Annotated in this window: 13 protein-coding genes, 2 tRNA genes and 1 pseudogene; 12 read left to right on the top strand and 4 right to left on the bottom strand. The window is 62.0% G+C overall.

The window, feature by feature from the left end:
* Positions 1–1,574: 1,574 nt before the first annotated feature.
* From VGE27_RS03770 to VGE27_RS03745, 6 genes are all read left to right on the top strand, one after another.
* Positions 1,575–2,734, top strand: a protein-coding gene (locus VGE27_RS03770; RefSeq protein WP_331048298.1) for an IS3-like element ISGau3 family transposase whose coding sequence is annotated in 2 segments (ribosomal slippage) — positions 1,575–1,830 and positions 1,830–2,734 — 1,161 coding nt in all. Because the reading frame shifts where the segments join, the coding sequence is not laid out codon by codon here.
* A gap of 117 nt (positions 2,735–2,851) precedes the next feature.
* Positions 2,852–3,175 (top strand): metalloregulator ArsR/SmtB family transcription factor, encoded by a 324-nt coding sequence (locus VGE27_RS03765; RefSeq protein WP_331048297.1) that lies wholly within the window; start codon positions 2,852–2,854, stop codon positions 3,173–3,175.
* 61 nt (positions 3,176–3,236) lie between these two features.
* Positions 3,237–4,100 carry an arsenite methyltransferase gene (locus tag VGE27_RS03760; protein ID WP_345787975.1) on the top strand — a complete coding sequence of 288 codons (864 nt, stop codon included), beginning with the start codon at positions 3,237–3,239 and terminating at the stop codon, positions 4,098–4,100.
* 2 nt (positions 4,101–4,102) lie between these two features.
* Entirely contained in the window at positions 4,103–4,855 is a 753-nt protein-coding gene (locus VGE27_RS03755; RefSeq protein WP_331048295.1) for a metallophosphoesterase family protein, read from the top strand.
* The gene (arsB, locus tag VGE27_RS03750; RefSeq protein WP_331048294.1) at positions 4,852–5,904 is read left to right on the top strand and encodes an ACR3 family arsenite efflux transporter; all 1,053 of its coding nucleotides are present in this window, start codon (positions 4,852–4,854) and stop codon (positions 5,902–5,904) included. The genes VGE27_RS03755 and arsB overlap by 4 nt, the downstream gene beginning before the upstream one ends.
* Positions 5,905–6,504: 600 nt before the next feature.
* Positions 6,505–6,591, top strand: a tRNA-Ser gene (locus VGE27_RS03745).
* Between the two features lie 206 nt (positions 6,592–6,797).
* On the opposite strand, the gene VGE27_RS03740 is transcribed toward VGE27_RS03745, so the two are convergent.
* Positions 6,798–7,118: a hypothetical protein gene (locus VGE27_RS03740; RefSeq protein WP_331048293.1), complete on the bottom strand. Its 321-nt coding sequence runs from the start codon at positions 7,116–7,118 to the stop codon at positions 6,798–6,800.
* Between the two features lie 90 nt (positions 7,119–7,208).
* Here VGE27_RS03740 and VGE27_RS03735 point away from each other — a divergent pair, with 90 nt between their 5' ends.
* The 3 genes from VGE27_RS03735 (at position 7,209) to VGE27_RS03725 (ending at position 10,864) form a co-directional block, all read left to right on the top strand.
* On the top strand, positions 7,209–7,865 hold the full coding sequence (locus VGE27_RS03735) for a hypothetical protein (protein ID WP_331048292.1): 657 nt from the start codon (positions 7,209–7,211) through the stop codon (positions 7,863–7,865).
* Between the two features lie 97 nt (positions 7,866–7,962).
* The gene (locus tag VGE27_RS03730) at positions 7,963–9,063 is read left to right on the top strand and encodes a hypothetical protein (protein ID WP_331048291.1); all 1,101 of its coding nucleotides are present in this window, start codon (positions 7,963–7,965) and stop codon (positions 9,061–9,063) included.
* A gap of 58 nt (positions 9,064–9,121) precedes the next feature.
* Positions 9,122–10,864 carry a M28 family metallopeptidase gene (locus VGE27_RS03725; protein WP_331048290.1) on the top strand — a complete coding sequence of 581 codons (1,743 nt, stop codon included), beginning with the start codon at positions 9,122–9,124 and terminating at the stop codon, positions 10,862–10,864.
* A 25-nt stretch (positions 10,865–10,889) separates the two neighbouring features.
* Here the strand turns inward: VGE27_RS03725 and dps are convergent, their stop codons facing one another.
* A complete protein-coding gene (gene dps, locus VGE27_RS03720) occupies positions 10,890–11,408 on the bottom strand; it encodes a DNA starvation/stationary phase protection protein Dps (RefSeq protein ID WP_331048289.1) in 519 nt (172 codons plus the stop codon).
* Positions 11,409–11,563: 155 nt separating this feature from the next.
* On the opposite strand from dps, the gene VGE27_RS03715 reads away from it, so the two are divergent.
* Positions 11,564–11,652 (top strand) — tRNA-Ser (locus tag VGE27_RS03715).
* 62 nt (positions 11,653–11,714) lie between these two features.
* Here the strand turns inward: VGE27_RS03715 and VGE27_RS03710 are convergent.
* Positions 11,715–11,954, bottom strand: coding sequence for a hypothetical protein (locus VGE27_RS03710; protein WP_331048288.1), 240 nt, complete (start codon positions 11,952–11,954; stop codon positions 11,715–11,717).
* A 321-nt stretch (positions 11,955–12,275) separates the two neighbouring features.
* Between VGE27_RS03710 and gltX the strand changes: the two genes are divergently transcribed.
* Entirely contained in the window at positions 12,276–13,736 is a 1,461-nt protein-coding gene (gene gltX, locus VGE27_RS03705; protein ID WP_331048287.1) for a glutamate--tRNA ligase, read from the top strand.
* A gap of 159 nt (positions 13,737–13,895) precedes the next feature.
* On the top strand, positions 13,896–14,378 hold the full coding sequence (locus VGE27_RS03700; RefSeq protein WP_331048286.1) for a hypothetical protein: 483 nt from the start codon (positions 13,896–13,898) through the stop codon (positions 14,376–14,378).
* Positions 14,379–14,399: 21 nt separating this feature from the next.
* Here the strand turns inward: VGE27_RS03700 and VGE27_RS03695 are convergent.
* Positions 14,400–15,275 (bottom strand): annotated as a pseudogene (locus VGE27_RS03695) (hypothetical protein); the annotation flags it as partial.

The following is a 15,275-nucleotide window of genomic DNA, read 5'->3' as shown; positions in this document are numbered from 1 at the left end:
CTGGGGACAGGCACTATGTCCTGTGCTCGATGGGCTCCTCAAATGGGGGGCCATGCGTGATGAATACGGCAAGCCGGATGACACTCCGTAGATAGCGGGCGTGTTGCAATTCCCGGCGTTGACCGATTCTCCGGCATTTGGGAAGGGCTGGAATTTGCGGCCATACGACGATGACCATTTTCCGCCGTGATTTCGAGTGGGGTGGAGACCTCCCGGGCAGACAGGGTTCGTCTCTTGGGTGCTCCGGCCCCTTGATCAGGCACACAAACAAAAACCCCACCACTCAAGAGGAGCGGTGGGGTGTCTGACGTTTATGATTGGCGGTCACGTTGCAACAGGACCCAGCCAACCAGCAAAACGGCGCCAAGAAAGAGAAAAACTCCTGCGCCTCCCCACGAGAGCAGTCCTGCCATATAACCCATCCCGGGTTTGTGGGGTGTGGCTTGATCTCTGATTATTGCCCTTTGGTCGTACGAATGGCAATAGTGCTTGGTGACGGCTGACCGCCTCTCCATTTGTCGCATATGGTCCAGGGAGCGAGCGCGGCCACAAGCAGCAGCGTAGTCAGCTCCGCGTCATTCCCCAGAGCCCCCCAGCCATGGTGAGCTGATGGTCTGTGCCGATCTACCGGTGCGTCGGTTCTGACGTGGTGCGTCTCATCGCTTCACCCATTCGGTCTGTGCTTCCCACGCTGCGGCGACCGTTCGTCATGCGGTCCGTGTGGTCAGCGTTGTGAATGAATTTTCGACACTCACGCGTATTCAGCCCATTGGCCTTTCGAACAACCTTGTTCTACCCACAAACAAAACCCCACCACTCTCTACCTGAGCGGTGGGACGTGTCCCGGGACCTTCTGTCGCACCTCGTTCAGCGCGACACGATACGCCATCGCCCACGGTCACAGATCAGCACGCCCGTTCCTCGTCTAGACGATTCCAACACCCATGGCACCAACCATTCGGGAAGATCGTGGAGGAGCCCGACAAATCGTGGCGCGCTCGGTCCACCAATGCCAATGCTGTATCTGCCGTCCTGCTGCTCGCGTACGCTGAATTCATAGCTGCGGGTCACCTCGGGGTTGCGTGGCCCTGTGCGCGCCTCTACCCAATCGAAGAACCTGTTCATCGTCCGGCCTGTCCAGAGCTATTTCCGCATCAGTATAGGGAAGGTACTGGAATTGCCGCGCCTGCGATCGCGAATGACAGGCAGCGGGACGGTTTTTGTCCCAATCAAACAGATTGTTGCATGTCTGGACCTCCCCGGACGACAGGCTTCAGTCTTTTCCCGGGATCCACAGGATGACCACGAGTCCACACACGACGAGACCCACCGCAACTGGAATGGCCATGGCTACATCAGTCCGCGAAGCAACTCAGGCTTGTCGCTGATCGGCAATTGCGGATCTGGCCTACTCCCGAACTGGCAGAGTTGGACAGGTTCACTGGTCCGTAGATGCGGCACCCGCGCAGTATGCCTTTGCAGTCACAACTGCGTCATACGGTGCGAAAATCTGAAATGCCCCGGGTTCCGTGGACACCTACTTAAGGTGTTTACATTGGAAACGGAGGTGGCGCATGAAGCGGACACGACGGCGGTTTACCGCCGAGTTTAAGCACGAGGCGGTGCGGTTAGTGCGGGAGCGCGGCGTGTCGATCGCGCAGGCGGCGCGCGAGTTGGAGATTCACGAGAATTTGTTACGCACATGGTTGCGCGCGGTAGACGAGGATGCCGAGCATCCGTTCCCTGGCGTCGGGCAGCAAAGGCCCGAACAGGCGGAGATCGCACGGTTACGACGCGAAGTGGCGCGCTTGAAGGCGGAGCGCGACATCCTAAAAAAAGCCACCGCGTTCTTCGCGAGGGAATCGACGTGAAGTTCGGTTTCATTGCGAAACACCGAGGCACGTGGTCGGTCGAGCTTCTCTGCGACGCTCTCGGCGTGTCGCGCAGCGGATTCTACGCGTGGTGCACGCGTCCGCCGTCTATCCGCGAGCAAGTGGATGACACGCTGCTCATGGCAATGCGGCAAAGTTTTGCGGCAAGTGATCGCACGTATGGCGTGCGCCGGGTGTGGCGCGATGTGCGCGACGCGGGCCTCACGAGTGGCCGAGAGCGCATCGCGCGCCTGATGCGCTATGCCGGTCTGCGTGCGCAGCCGAAGCGCCGACAGCGGCCACGCGACGCGCGCACGGACGTCGTGCACACGCTCGCGCCGAATGTCCTCGATCGGCAATTCACCGCGACGGCCCCGAATCAGAAATGGGTCGCGGATTTCACATATGTCTGGACCGGCGAAGGGTGGCTCTTTGTCGCGGTTGTGCTCGATCTGTTTTCACGACGCGTCGTGGGGTGGTCGATGCAAGCCGCCATGACCGCGCAGCTCGTCGCGGATGCGCTCGTGATGGCCGTCTGGCGTCGCGGACGCACGACGGCGCTCGTCCACCACTCCGACCGCGGCTCGCAATACACGAGCGAACACTTCCAACGCTTGCTGCGCGATATCGGCGTCACGTGCAGCATGAGTCGCGCGGGCAATGGGTGGGACAACGCCGTCGCCGAAAGCTTCTTTGCGACCCTCAAAACCGAACGCGTGCATCGGCAGCACTATCGCACGCGGAACGACGCACGCGCCGACATCTTCCATTTCATTGAGCGGTTTTACAATCCTGCGCGGAGGCACTCCCAACTCGGTTATCTCAGTCCGCTCGACTTCGAGCGGCTACATGCAGTAGCTTAACTCACTGTCTACGAAAGCTGGGGCATTTCAATCTGAACTTCCAGTCAGTGACGCAATCGCTTGCTGCTGCACGACCTCCCCTCTTGACCAATCAACAAATATTGATACAATCCGATCATGCCAGCCACCGCCCCCGATCTCACCCGGTCAGTGCAACTGTTTCACGCGCTATCCGATGAAACCCGTCTCGCGATTCTCCATATGCTGACGGACGGGGAGCGGTGTGTATGTGAGCTACAAGCCGAACTGGATGCCGCCCAATCTCGCCTGTCGTTTCATCTCAGGGTGTTACGCGAAGCGGGATTGGTGACGGATCGCAAAGAGGGACGTTGGAGCTACTACACCATCATCCCGGATGCCCTCGCGGAAATTCATGATCTGGTGGTGCGTCTCCGGCCCACCGGTCGCAAGCTCCCGCAAGTCGCCAACTGCTGCGGGTAAATCGTCGTTGTTCTCGGATTTTCTGCACCATACACATCAACATTTTTTGATGGAGCGTCATGTGACCGATTCCATGCTGACCAACATTGTACGTGAGAAGTACGGTGAAGCAGCCCGGCGAGTCTTGCAGGCCGAAGGATCCGCCAACTGTGGTCCGATCAGCTCGTGTTGTGGTGGTGCCGCATTCAATGGCAGTGTGGATCCCATCACGTCGAACCTGTATGTGTCCGGCGAAACCAACGAACTCCCAGACAACGCGGTATTGGCGTCCTTGGGCTGTGGGAATCCGACTGCGCTTGCCGAGCTGGCAGCAGGCGAAACGGTGCTGGATCTGGGTTCTGGTGGCGGTATTGACGTGATCTTGTCTGCGCGCCGCGTTGGCCCTACGGGCAAGGCGTTCGGACTCGATATGACGGACGATATGCTCACGCTGGCCCGTCAGAATGCGGTCGAAGCCGGTGTCACCAACGTGGAATTCTTCAAGGGGCACATTGAATCCATCCCCCTGCCTGACAACTCCGTGGACGTGATCATTTCGAACTGTGTCATCAATCTGTCGGGCAACAAAGACGCAGTGATCAAAGAGGCGTTCCGTGTCCTCAAGCCGGGTGGTCGTTTCGCGGTCAGTGATGTAGTGGTGCGTGGTACGATGCCTGAAGACGTGCGCCGCAGTATGGAACTGTGGGTAGGCTGTGTGGCTGGTGCACTGGAAGAGGCGGAGTTTCACAGCCTGCTTTGGGGTGCCGGATTCACGAACACTGACATTGAACCGACACGTATCTACGAAGTGGAAGACGCCCGCCAGTTCCTCGCAGAGTCGGGACTAGACACGAACAATGTTGCTGCGATGGAGGGCAAGATCATGGCCGCCTTCGTTCGTGCAACCAAGCCGAAGACCTGCTGTGGCCCTGACTGCTGCCCGTGATCATGCGCTATGCTCTCATTTCTGACGTCCACGCCAATATTCACGCGTTGGATGCGGTACTGGCGGACATCGACAACCGGCAAGGCATCGGCGCGGTCTATCATCTGGGGGATCTGGTCGGCTACTCGGCATTCCCCAACGAAGTCGTCAGCCGTCTGCAAGAGCGCGCCATTGCAGGGATTGCGGGCAACTACGACAGCACCATAGGAACCGACTACAAGCACTGTGGCTGCAAGGTCGAGAATCCCAGACAAGAGGAGCTGGCGCACATCAGCTACGAGTATACCAAGCGGGTCGTATCTGCTGTGACCAAACAGTATCTGGCGTCATTGCCGTTCTCACTGGAGCTGCGCCCGCTAGGTGGTCATGTGAAGGGCCCGCGTCTACTGCTGGTCCATGGGACGCCTACCCTGAACACGCTGTATTGGACGGCTGATCGCTCGGATGAATTCTGCTTGACGATGGCGAAGAACGCCGGACTCAATGCGGGTGATATGGTGGCATTCGGGCATACGCACAAGCCATGGCATCGGGAAGTAGGGGGCGTGCACTTCGTCAATACGGGCAGTGTCGGACGCCCCAAAGACGGTGACCCGCGTGCTGGTTATGTGCTCGTCGATCTCGGAGAAAGCGCGCCAGTCGTGGAATTCGTGCGCGTACCCTATGAGGTGGACGCAGCCGTCCAGGCACTCACCACGGTTGGATTGCCCAGTGAGTTTGGGGACTTTCTCCGCTCGGGTGGTGCCACAACATGACGGCGGTGACTGGTCGGCTGTCGACCATGGACCGGTTGTTGCCCGTGTGGATTCTCTTGGCGATGCTCGCCGGGGTGGCGTTAGGCCGTGCCGTTCCCGACCTCGGCGCAATGCTGGATCATGTGCACGTCGCGGGTGTGTCGGTGCCGATTGCAGTCGGGTTGTTGTGGATGATGTACCCGGTCTTGGCAAAAGTGCGATACGAAACTATTGGCGACCATGTCCGCGATGGCCGATTGTTGTGGACTTCGTTGGTGTTGAACTGGGTGGTGGGTCCGCTGCTGATGCTGGCGCTGGGGTGGCTCTTTCTCCCAGATCTCCCAGCCTATCGCAACGGTGTCGTTCTCATTGGGCTGGCGCGTTGTATCGCCATGGTGCTGATCTGGAATTCGTTGGCGTGCGGCTCAGCGGAACTGGCGGCGGTGCTGGTCGCGCTCAACTCTTTGTTCCAGATCCTCACCTATTCCGTGCTGGGGTGGCTCTTTCTGTCGGTTATCCCTGGTTGGTTTGGTGGAACGACTGCCGCGCTTGATGTCACCATGGGGCAGATCGCGGTCAGTGTCCTTGTGTTTCTCGGAATTCCACTGCTCGCGGGCTATCTGACACGTCGCCTGCTGGTGGCTCGTCGCGGGAACGTGTGGTATGAGAACGTCTTCTTGCCCCGCATTGGACCGACGGCACTACTTGGTCTTCTGTATACCATCGTGTTGATGTTTGCGATGCAGGGTCATCGTCTCGTCGAATTGCCGCTGGATGTGGTCCGTATCTCGGTCCCGCTGCTCGTGTACTTCCTGCTGATGTTCGGGTTCGGCTTCTGGTTTTCGCGCCGCATGGGCTTCGACTATGAGCGTACGACCGCTCTGGCTTTCACGGCGACCGGCAACAATTTCGAACTGGCGATTGCCGTAGCGGTGGCAACATTCGGCATCGGATCCGGAGAGGCACTGGCGGCGGTGGTGGGACCGCTAATCGAAGTCCCTGCGCTTATTGGTCTCGTCTATGTGGCCCTATGGGCCCGACAACGCTATTTCCCCACCGCGAGGACTTAGGCAGTTTCGGCCCGTATCGTTATGAAGAGAAAAGGCCCGCCACTCGATGGGTTGAGTTGGTCGGGCTTGGCAGAGGCTTCAGGCAGACTCTGGATTCCTCACAATCACCACCGTGGCAGGATCCGCTGGAAGCGTGAATGGCCTCTCGCTCTCAATGCGACTCTGGTCTAGCAGCCTCTCAGTAGCTCTGTGCCATCTGGCCGAACGACGTAGATGTGTAGCTATCGATAGCCGACTCTCTTCGAAACGGCGATGGCGCGAGGCTGCGCGAAGTTGCGTTGCGGACTCGCTGGCGGCCCAAGCCTCTCGCGCGAGACGTCCGGCAGGATACATCAGCAGCGGAGTAATTCCGGGGAGATAGACGGTCTCTGCATTCGTGCGCTTCTTCCAGGAACGGCATCACTGCGTCCTGCTGACGTTGTGAATGCAGAGCGAATGCCGCCACTCGCTGACGCACTTACGCTATTCCCAGAGGCGTCCTACCTTGTCCCCAACGACGACAAAATGCTATGTTTTCTTTCCAAATCCTGTCCCCAACGCCGAGGAGCGCCAATCACGTAAGACGACATGCACTACTGGTTGATTCGATTTTTTGAGTTTGGGGAGGTGGCAGAGTGGTCGATCGCTCCGGTCTTGAAAACCGGCGAACCGGCAACGGTTCCGTGGGTTCGAATCCCACCCTCCCCGCTATGACACGCCCCCGTTTCGCACCATGCGAAGTGGGGGCGTTGTCGTGCCAAGAACTGCTCTCCGAGGTGCTGGCCTTCCTCGACGACCGACGCACCTCGCGCATCGCCATGTCCAGTCGTTCGCTGTTTGGTCTCAGCGTCTCCGAAAGCATCGCCGAGGTGCAAGGACTGATTCAGAAACACCAGCGCTGGCAAGGCTTCACGTCACCGCAGCTCATCGACGATCGGCGCCATCGGTGCAGCCACCTGCACCACTGTCCCGCCAAGCTCCTCGCACAGTTCACGTGCGATCGCCTCTTCATCGGACTCGCCCTGCCCAATTTTTCTGTAGACGATGCATCTTCCCCTCCTCCGCGCGCCCGGTCGGTTGCCACGCCACAGGGGGATCCCCACGGCATTCGCATGGGCCGTTCTGATCAGTGGCACGCTGCAGAGCGCGATAGCGACACCTCCTCGCGCGCAGTCCACTCCCATCATCGAAACGGTCGTCCCGTTCGATTCGGCCGGACGCATCACCACGATCACACGGCAGCTGGTATCGCGACTGAGCCTCACCGCACCAGCATGGCCGGTGACCGGTGCGTTTCGCGAAGCAACCAGACATTGCTCGGCCTGATGGCCTACGGTCCCGCCACCGCCGCGCTGTTCAGCGAAAGCGGTGGTGCGGCCGCCGCGGGTGGCTACTTCCTCGGTGCCGGCGCGTCGTTCTTCGTCGCAGCGCGCACCGTCAAGAATCGCGCCGTCACACGGGCCCAGGCCCTTCGTGCGTCGCACGGTGGCACACGTGGCACATTGGCTGGTCTTGGCGTGGCGGGCATCGCGGGTGCCAACAGCGGCGCCGCGTGGGGAGCGTCCGTGCTCACGGGGGCCATCGGCGGTACCGTCGCCGGCTTCGTACAGGCTCGCGGGCTCAGCGATGGTGAAGCGGCCAGTGCGGGCCTGTTCGCCGATCTCGCCATCCTCACCACCGGCGGCCTGGCGGCAGCGGGCGGTGTCTTCAAGCGGCAGGAGACTGAGGGCCTGTGCGACCCCATGCGCCCCGAGTACGGCAACTGTCGCCGCTCCGCCAACCATCTGCGCACCGGCGGCAAGGTGGCCATCGGCTCGGGCATTGGCGCTGGCATCATCGGCTATGCCTTGGGCCCTCGCTACGCACGTCGCGCGGCGTCATTGCCGGTGCGCTCTTCGCCGACCGCGTGTTCGTCCGTCGCAAGGATCGCACGAGCGCCGATGGTGCACTCACCCAACTCGGCAGTATTGCCGGGGCCCTGATCGGCGCGGGATTCGCGGCCATGTCGGACTTCGAGGAACCGGGCGTGGCCGGGCACTCTGCCCTGCCCCGCTCCCGGGACGCGCGGTAGCTTGGCGCATGATCCCCTCCCTGTTCACCCCACTCGCGACGTCGCGCGCTGGCCGCACCCTCTGCCGCGCGGCACTGCTCTTTGTGCCCCTCGCCAGTGCACGCGCGAACGCGCAGGGCACCGCCCCGCGCATCACCGAGCAACAGAGCGGCGTCACGCAGCTCATTCAGGCCGTGCACGCCACCAGCGCCAACGTGGTGTGGGCGTCCGGCCCCGGCGGCGTGGTGCTGCGCACCCTCGACGGTGGCACCACATGGCAGCGTCGCATGACACCAGCCGGTGACTCGCTGCAGTTCCGCGATGTGCACGCCATCAACGCCGACACGGCATGGGTGCTGTCCATTGGCAACGGCACCGCGTCACGCATCTATCGCACCAGTGATGGCGGATCGACGTGGGCGCTGCAGTTCATCAATCGCGACAGCGCCGCGTTCTACGACTGCCTCTCGTTTGGCAATAGCCGTGAAGGACTCGTGTTCGGCGATGCCACGGCAGGCCGCACACATATCCTGCGCACCACCAATGGTGGTGGCACATGGACACTGCTCCCCGAGAGTGTCGTCCCCGCGCCGTTGCCCAGTGAAGGCGCCTTTGCGGCCAGTGGGCTCTGCGTGGCACACGCCAACGCGCGCACAGCGTACGTGGCCACAGGCGCCCCCGGCGCACGCCTGTTCAAGAGCACCAACGCCGGTGCCACCTGGTCCGTGCTCGAAACACCGTTTGTACGTGGCACCGTGGCCGGTCTCACCGGCGTGTCGTTCATCGGCGATCGTGGTGTGGCCGTCGCCGCCGACATCAACCGCCTGCGCACCGACACCTCCACCAAGGTCGTCGGCATCACCACTGACGGCGGACGCACCTGGACACTCGGCAATCGTCCGCCGCTTCCCGGTTCGCTCTCCGGTGTGTCGTGGGTGCCGGGCGCCGGCAACAACACCATCGTCGCGGTGAGCTATGGCGGAGCCTTCTACTCCACCAGTGCGGGCCGTGAATGGACCACCTTCGCCAATGTGGTCACGACAGGAGTCAGCGCCATTGACCGCACCGTGTGGGTCGGCGGTGAGAAAGGCCGCATCTGGCGCCTCGACTTCCCCGCAGCCACCCGCTGAGCCTGCGCAAGCCCTCCCCAAAGCGCCCGCCATCCACTCGCCCTTCACGCCACTCGCCATGCTCACACTGCACGCCGTGAAACACCACGCCAGGCGGTTCCCGATGCGCTGCGCGTTGTTGCCGATCGCGCTCGCCGCCGTTACCGCCTGCAGCGGAGATGCCGGCAACAATGGCAGCACCGACACGCCCTCCGATCCAGCCCTTACCGCAGCGTACGAGGCGATCACCGCGGATGACCTGCTGCGGCACGTCAAGGCGCTGAGCGATGACTCGCTGGAAGGCCGCGCTCCGGCTACGCCGGGTGAAGAAAAGACCGTGCGGTATCTCGAACAGCAGTTCCGTGCGCTTGGGCTCTCCGGCGGCATGCCCGACGGATCGTTCATACAGAACGTCACACTACTTGGCTTCACCGCACACCCAGAAGCCTCGTTTCACATCGGCTCCAGACAAATCGCACTGTCCTTCCCGGCCGACTACATCGCCGTGTCGCGTCACGAGCAGCCCACGGTGGATGTCGATGCCGAAATGGTGTTCGTGGGCTACGGTGTCGACGCGCCGGAGTACGGATGGAACGATTACAAGAACGTCGACATGAAGGGCAAAGTGCTCGTCATGCTGATCAACGATCCGGCCGTGCCCGACCAGGCCGACAGCACAAAGCTCGACAGCACGATGTTCAAGGGCAGCGCCATGACGTACTACGGCCGCTGGACCTACAAGTACGAGATCGCCTCGGCCAAGGGCGCTGCGGGCGCCATCATCATCCACGAGACAGGACCGGCGGGCTATCCGTACGAAGTCGTGAGCAGCAGCTGGTCGCGCGAGAACTTCGACATCAAGGCACCGGACGGCAACGCAAACCGGGTGAAGATCGAAAGCTGGATCACCCGCCAGCGCGCCGAAGAGCTGTTCAAGGCGGTGGGCAAGGATTTCGAGACGCTCAAGTCGGCCGCGAAACGCAAGGATTTCACGCCGGTACCATTGGGCGCGCGTGCACGCATTCACCTGCGCAATGAGACGCGCACGGTGCAATCACGCAATGTGGTGGCCACCGTCCCGGGATCCGATTCCGCACTGCGCAACGAGTACGTCATCTACTCGGCGCACTGGGATCATCTCGGCCGCGACACCACGATCACCGGCGACCAGATCTACAACGGCGCGCTCGACAACGCCTCAGGCGTCGCGCAGTTGCTGTCCATTGCGAAGGGTTTCACGGCCATCACACCAAAGACCAAGCGTTCAGCCATGTTCGTGGCCCTCACCGCCGAGGAGAACGGGTTGCTGGGCGCGCGCTATTTCGCGGCACAGCCACCGGTGCCGCTCACGCGTGTACTGGCCAACATCAACATGGACGGCTTCAATCAGTGGGGGCGCACCAGCGACCTCACCGTGATCGGCTTTGGCAACAGCACGCTGGATGATGTGCTCGCCGAAGTGTTGCGTCCCGCCAGTCGCACCATCGTGCGTGATCAGGAGCCGGAGAAGGGTTTCTTCTATCGCTCCGATCACTTCGAGTTCGCGAAGCAGGGCGTGCCCGCGTTGTATACCGAGTCGGGCGTGAAATTCGTGGGCAAGGACTCCACGTACGGCATGACCAAGCGCGAAGAGTATGCTTCACGCGACTATCACAAGCCCAGCGACGAAGTGAAGGCCGACTGGGATCTCACCGGTGCCGTGGCCGACACGCGGGTGCTGCTGGACGTGGGCTATCGTGTGCTCACGGCCAGCAGCTGGCCCACATGGAAGCCGGGTACCGAGTTCAAGGCCAAGCGCGATTCCACGCTCGGCAACCGCTGACCGGCAACCGCTGCCCCACTCGCTGTTACGACTGCTTCTCGAGGTGCGCCTCGACGAACCACAGCTGCTTGTCGGCCTCACCCGTGATGCGGGTGAGCAGGTCGGCGGTGATGGCGTCGCCCGCATCATCGGCCGTGTCGATGTCTTCGCGAGCAGCGTTGGCGCAGGCGGCGAGTGCGTCGGCCACCACCACCACCCACTGCGTGGGCGTATCGACGTTCATCGGACAGGCGGGCAGCTTGCTGCGTTCGGCGACGGTCTGCACCGGGCCCTCCGCCACGCAGCCCAGCTGCACGGCGCGTTCGGCCAGGTCGTCTGACCACTTCACGGCAAGTCCCGCGACATCGTCGAAGAGTTCGTGCAGTTGCTCGAAGTGGATCCCCTTCACGTTCCAGTGGGCGTGCTTGGCCTGGCGCTCGAGGTCCAGGAAGTCAGCGAGGCGCTGATTGAGGAGCACGCCCATCGCCGTCCGGATGTCGGCGGACAGGTCGACGCGGGTGGGAAAGGGGGTCTTGGAGGTCGTCTTGGATGCGGTCTTTGCCATGGTAGGCTCCATATAGGGCAAGCCGCCATTGCCCCGGCGGCGTCTTGGTGACTACATTGCCGACCTGCCTCGGTCCTGGTGCAAGCCGGACCATTGGCGGCGGTGGCGAGCTAACAAGTTGCAAAACAACGAGTTGAGCGACACCGAGTGTATCTGGAGAGATGGCCGAGAGGCTGAAGGCACCGGTTTGCTAAACCGGCATACGGAGTAATCTGTATCACGGGTTCGAATCCCGTTCTCTCCGTTCAAACCCCGCACTGGCAGACATGCCGGTGCGGGGTTTGTGCGTTGCAACAGCCGTCGGACTCAGTTCAGCTTCGATGTCAGGCGTGGCGCCGCGGCGCCGTCCCGCACCAGACGTACGTAGTCGAAGCCATCTCCAGCCAAGGCTCGGTACGTCTTCGTTTCGAGGCCATACTGGGTCAGCTGATCGATGACCAGTCCAATCGGATAGTCACCGATCGGATCAAAGACATCACGCAGGAATTCGGCGTGACAATGCGAGGCGCTGGTCGGCAACTCTTTCGTCGATGACAACTGACTCACAGGTACTCCCGATGAAGGACATTGCACGATTGTCCAAGCGGGATGGCGCGACAATACCTCAATGGGATGATCTTTTTTTGTGACCCCGGCTGCGGGAATGGCAACCGGCGCCGGCGACGCAGGGTAGGCCTCGCGACCAGTCGGGAGTGTTTCCCGATGTGGCCGGCTGGTGTATCTTTCCAGTCTGTCCTGCGTATCTCGCGTCGTTGCAGCGAGATACAACGGGACCCACAACGCCGAGTACGTACTGCGGGTCTGCCGGGTGACCGGTGGACCCGTCTGTTGTTTGGGCTCCTTGTTCGACTTTCGTCGGTGACTTCCATGACACCAGTGACTCCTGCGGCGCGCCCGCGCGTTCGCTTTGCCCCTTCACCCACGGGATTCCTGCACGTGGGTGGTGCGCGCACCGCACTCTTCAACTGGCTGTACGCCAAGAAGTTCGATGCCGACTTTCTGCTCCGCATCGAGGACACGGATCGTCAGCGCAGCACCGATGAAAGCACGCGTGCGATCTTCGACGGCCTGCAGTGGCTTGGCCTGTCATGGGATGAAGAGGTGGTGTATCAGGGTGCGAATGTCGAGCGCCACTACGCTGATGCGCACCGTTTGCTCGAGACCGGTGCGGCGTATCGCGATTTCACGCCGCCGGCGGTCACCGAGCAGTTGCGGGCCGATGCTGAGGCTCGCGGCGAGGCATTCCGCTTCGATCGTGCCACGGCGGAGTTGAGCGAGGCCGAGACGGCCGAACGCCTCGCACGCAACGAACCGTACGCTATCCGTTTCCGTGTGCCCGAAGGCACCACGGAGTGGGATGATCTCGTACACGATCGCATCGCGTTCCCCAACAAGGACATCGAGGATTTCATCATCCTGCGGTCCAATGGGACGCCGGTGTACAACCTCGCGGTTGTGTCGGACGATATCGCCATGCGCGTCACACTCGTGCTGCGCGGTGATGACCACATCTCCAACACGCCCAAGCAGATTCTGCTCTACAAGGCACTGGGCGTCACTGTCCCGCAGTTTGGCCATGTACCGATGATTCATGGCACCGATGGCAAGAAGCTCTCCAAGCGCCACGGTGCCACGGCGGTGGGCGACTATCAGCACGAGGGACTGCTGCCGCAGGCCATGCTCAACTTCCTCGCGCTACTCGGCTGGTCCACGGGCGATGACACCGAGGTGATGTCGCTGGATGAGCTGGTGCAGAAGTTCCGGCTCGAAGGGCTGCAGAAGAAGGCGTCGATCTTCGACACCAAGAAGCTCGAGTGGATGAACGGCCAGCACCTGGTGCGCATCCCCATCGACGAACTGGCAACGGTCATGGCTCCGCTTATTGCGCAAGCCGGACTGGCCACGGAAGAAGAGTTGCGCGCGAAGCACGACTGGTTCTGCGGGGTGCTGGAGTTGTTGCGTGTGCGAGCACGTCGCCTCAACGAGATCGTGGATCAGGCCAAGCCCTTCTTCACCGAGCTGGTGGAGTACGATCCCGATGCCGTCACGAAGCAGTGGCGTGATGCGGAGGCCACGGCAGACGTTCTCGAGGCCACCCATGCCCGTCTCGCTGCGCTGTCGTCGTGGGAGCCCGCGCTGATGGAGGAGTCACTGCGTGCGCTCGCCGAGGAGCGTGGCACGTCGAGCGGCAAGATCTTCCAGCCGCTGCGTGTGGCGCTGGTGGGACTCACGGTGAGCCCGGGCATTTTCGAAACGCTGCAGTATGTGGGGCGCGAGCGTTCACTGGCTCGCATCGCGGCGGCCGTTCAGTATTTGCGTAACGGTTGAGTGCGCACGCCGCGGAATTTTGTGCATCTGCACGGGATTCCGCGGCGCGGTGTGTGCGTTACGCGCACGATCGCGTGACGTGCTTTCATCCAGAACTGTTGGTGTGGTGAAGGGTTGATCGACTGCCCGATTCTTCCACCCTCCTCTTGGATATTTGCCATGCGTCGCATTGTTGCCTTGTCCGCGTTGTTCGCGGGTGTACTGCTTGGCTGTGATCGGTCTACCGAGCCGGCGAAGCGATCACCATTGAGGTTGTCCTTAGACGCGCCTGCCACTGTGGTACAAGGTGACATGATGCGACTGACGATCACCATCACGAACAGCAGTTCCGCGACGCACACTGCGGTATTCCCGGGATCAGTTGAGACTCTCTATGTCAATGCGGTCGCACTAAGCACGGCAGGCGACACAGCCTGGGCATCGCCCGGCTGGGTCACGCTGCCGGCGGCGAGTATGACGTTCGCTCCGGGGGGCAACCACAGTGTACCCATGCAGTGGGCCCTGATCGATCGCCAAGGTACGCCGGTAGCGCCAGGAACCTATCGGTTGAAAGCCTGGCTGCCGACCATTTCGTCGGGTGGGTATGGGCCAGACGAGATCCTGCATTCACCCGAAACACCGATCATCGTTGTCACTCGCTGATACGCGCGCAGCCAATTCCTGCTAGCGATCGCTGCTCTTCTCTGGCGTCTTCACAGGCGCCGCAATGCTCGCACTCGGCGCACGCAGGCGCTCGCGTCGCTCGGAGTCACGGCGCTTGTCCATCTCGCGCACCACGCGACGGAATTCCGACTCGCCCATCGTGCGCTCCGACATGCGCTGAATGTCCTCACGTGACGCCGCCAAACGACGATCGGCGTCCATGCGCGACATGTTGCCAGACATGTTCGCGGCGGTCGCGGAGTTCAGCGGCAACAACGACAACAGCGCGTTGGGAATCATGACCTTGCCAAGGCGAATGCCTTTCTGGTCCCAGCCCCACTTGTCGCCGTTCTTGTCGGTCTTGGTCCAGTCGCCGGGCGCGCGTCCGTAACGTCCCTGTGCCCGCGCGAGCGAGTCGAGGGAATCGCGCGCCGCCGAGATGGCGCCAGCCATGATGCTGTCGAGACCGTCCGCGCGATCACCACGCACGCCGTTGCCGGCACCGGAGCCACCACCGCCTCCGCCACCGAACCCTCGCCACACGCGCTCATCTTCGTAGCCGGGCTTGATGCCGCGCACGTTCGGATCGATGGCGCCAATCCCGTTGCCCGGCGGTGCACCACGTCCGGTGTCACGCGGCGCGGCGGGAATCGCGGGAACGGGAGGACCACCTGCCGGCGCAGGAGGCGCGGCAACCGGAGCTACCGGTGCCGGCGTGGTCGTGCGCGCGGGGACCGGGGTTTCAGCCACCGTGGTGCTCGGCTTGTCGGGCGGCGTCTCGACGTACGTCAGCCGCTCTTCGCGATTGGCACCGTTGTCGCCAAACGGCATCCACGACGGGATGCCATATCCCAGCGTGAGCACCTGCACCACCACCAGCGCCGCCACCACGTGCAC

The sequence above is a fragment of the Gemmatimonas sp. genome (assembly GCF_036405635.1).
Lineage (GTDB): Bacteria > Gemmatimonadota > Gemmatimonadetes > Gemmatimonadales > Gemmatimonadaceae > Gemmatimonas.
This window is presented reverse-complemented; position numbering and strand designations above follow the sequence as displayed.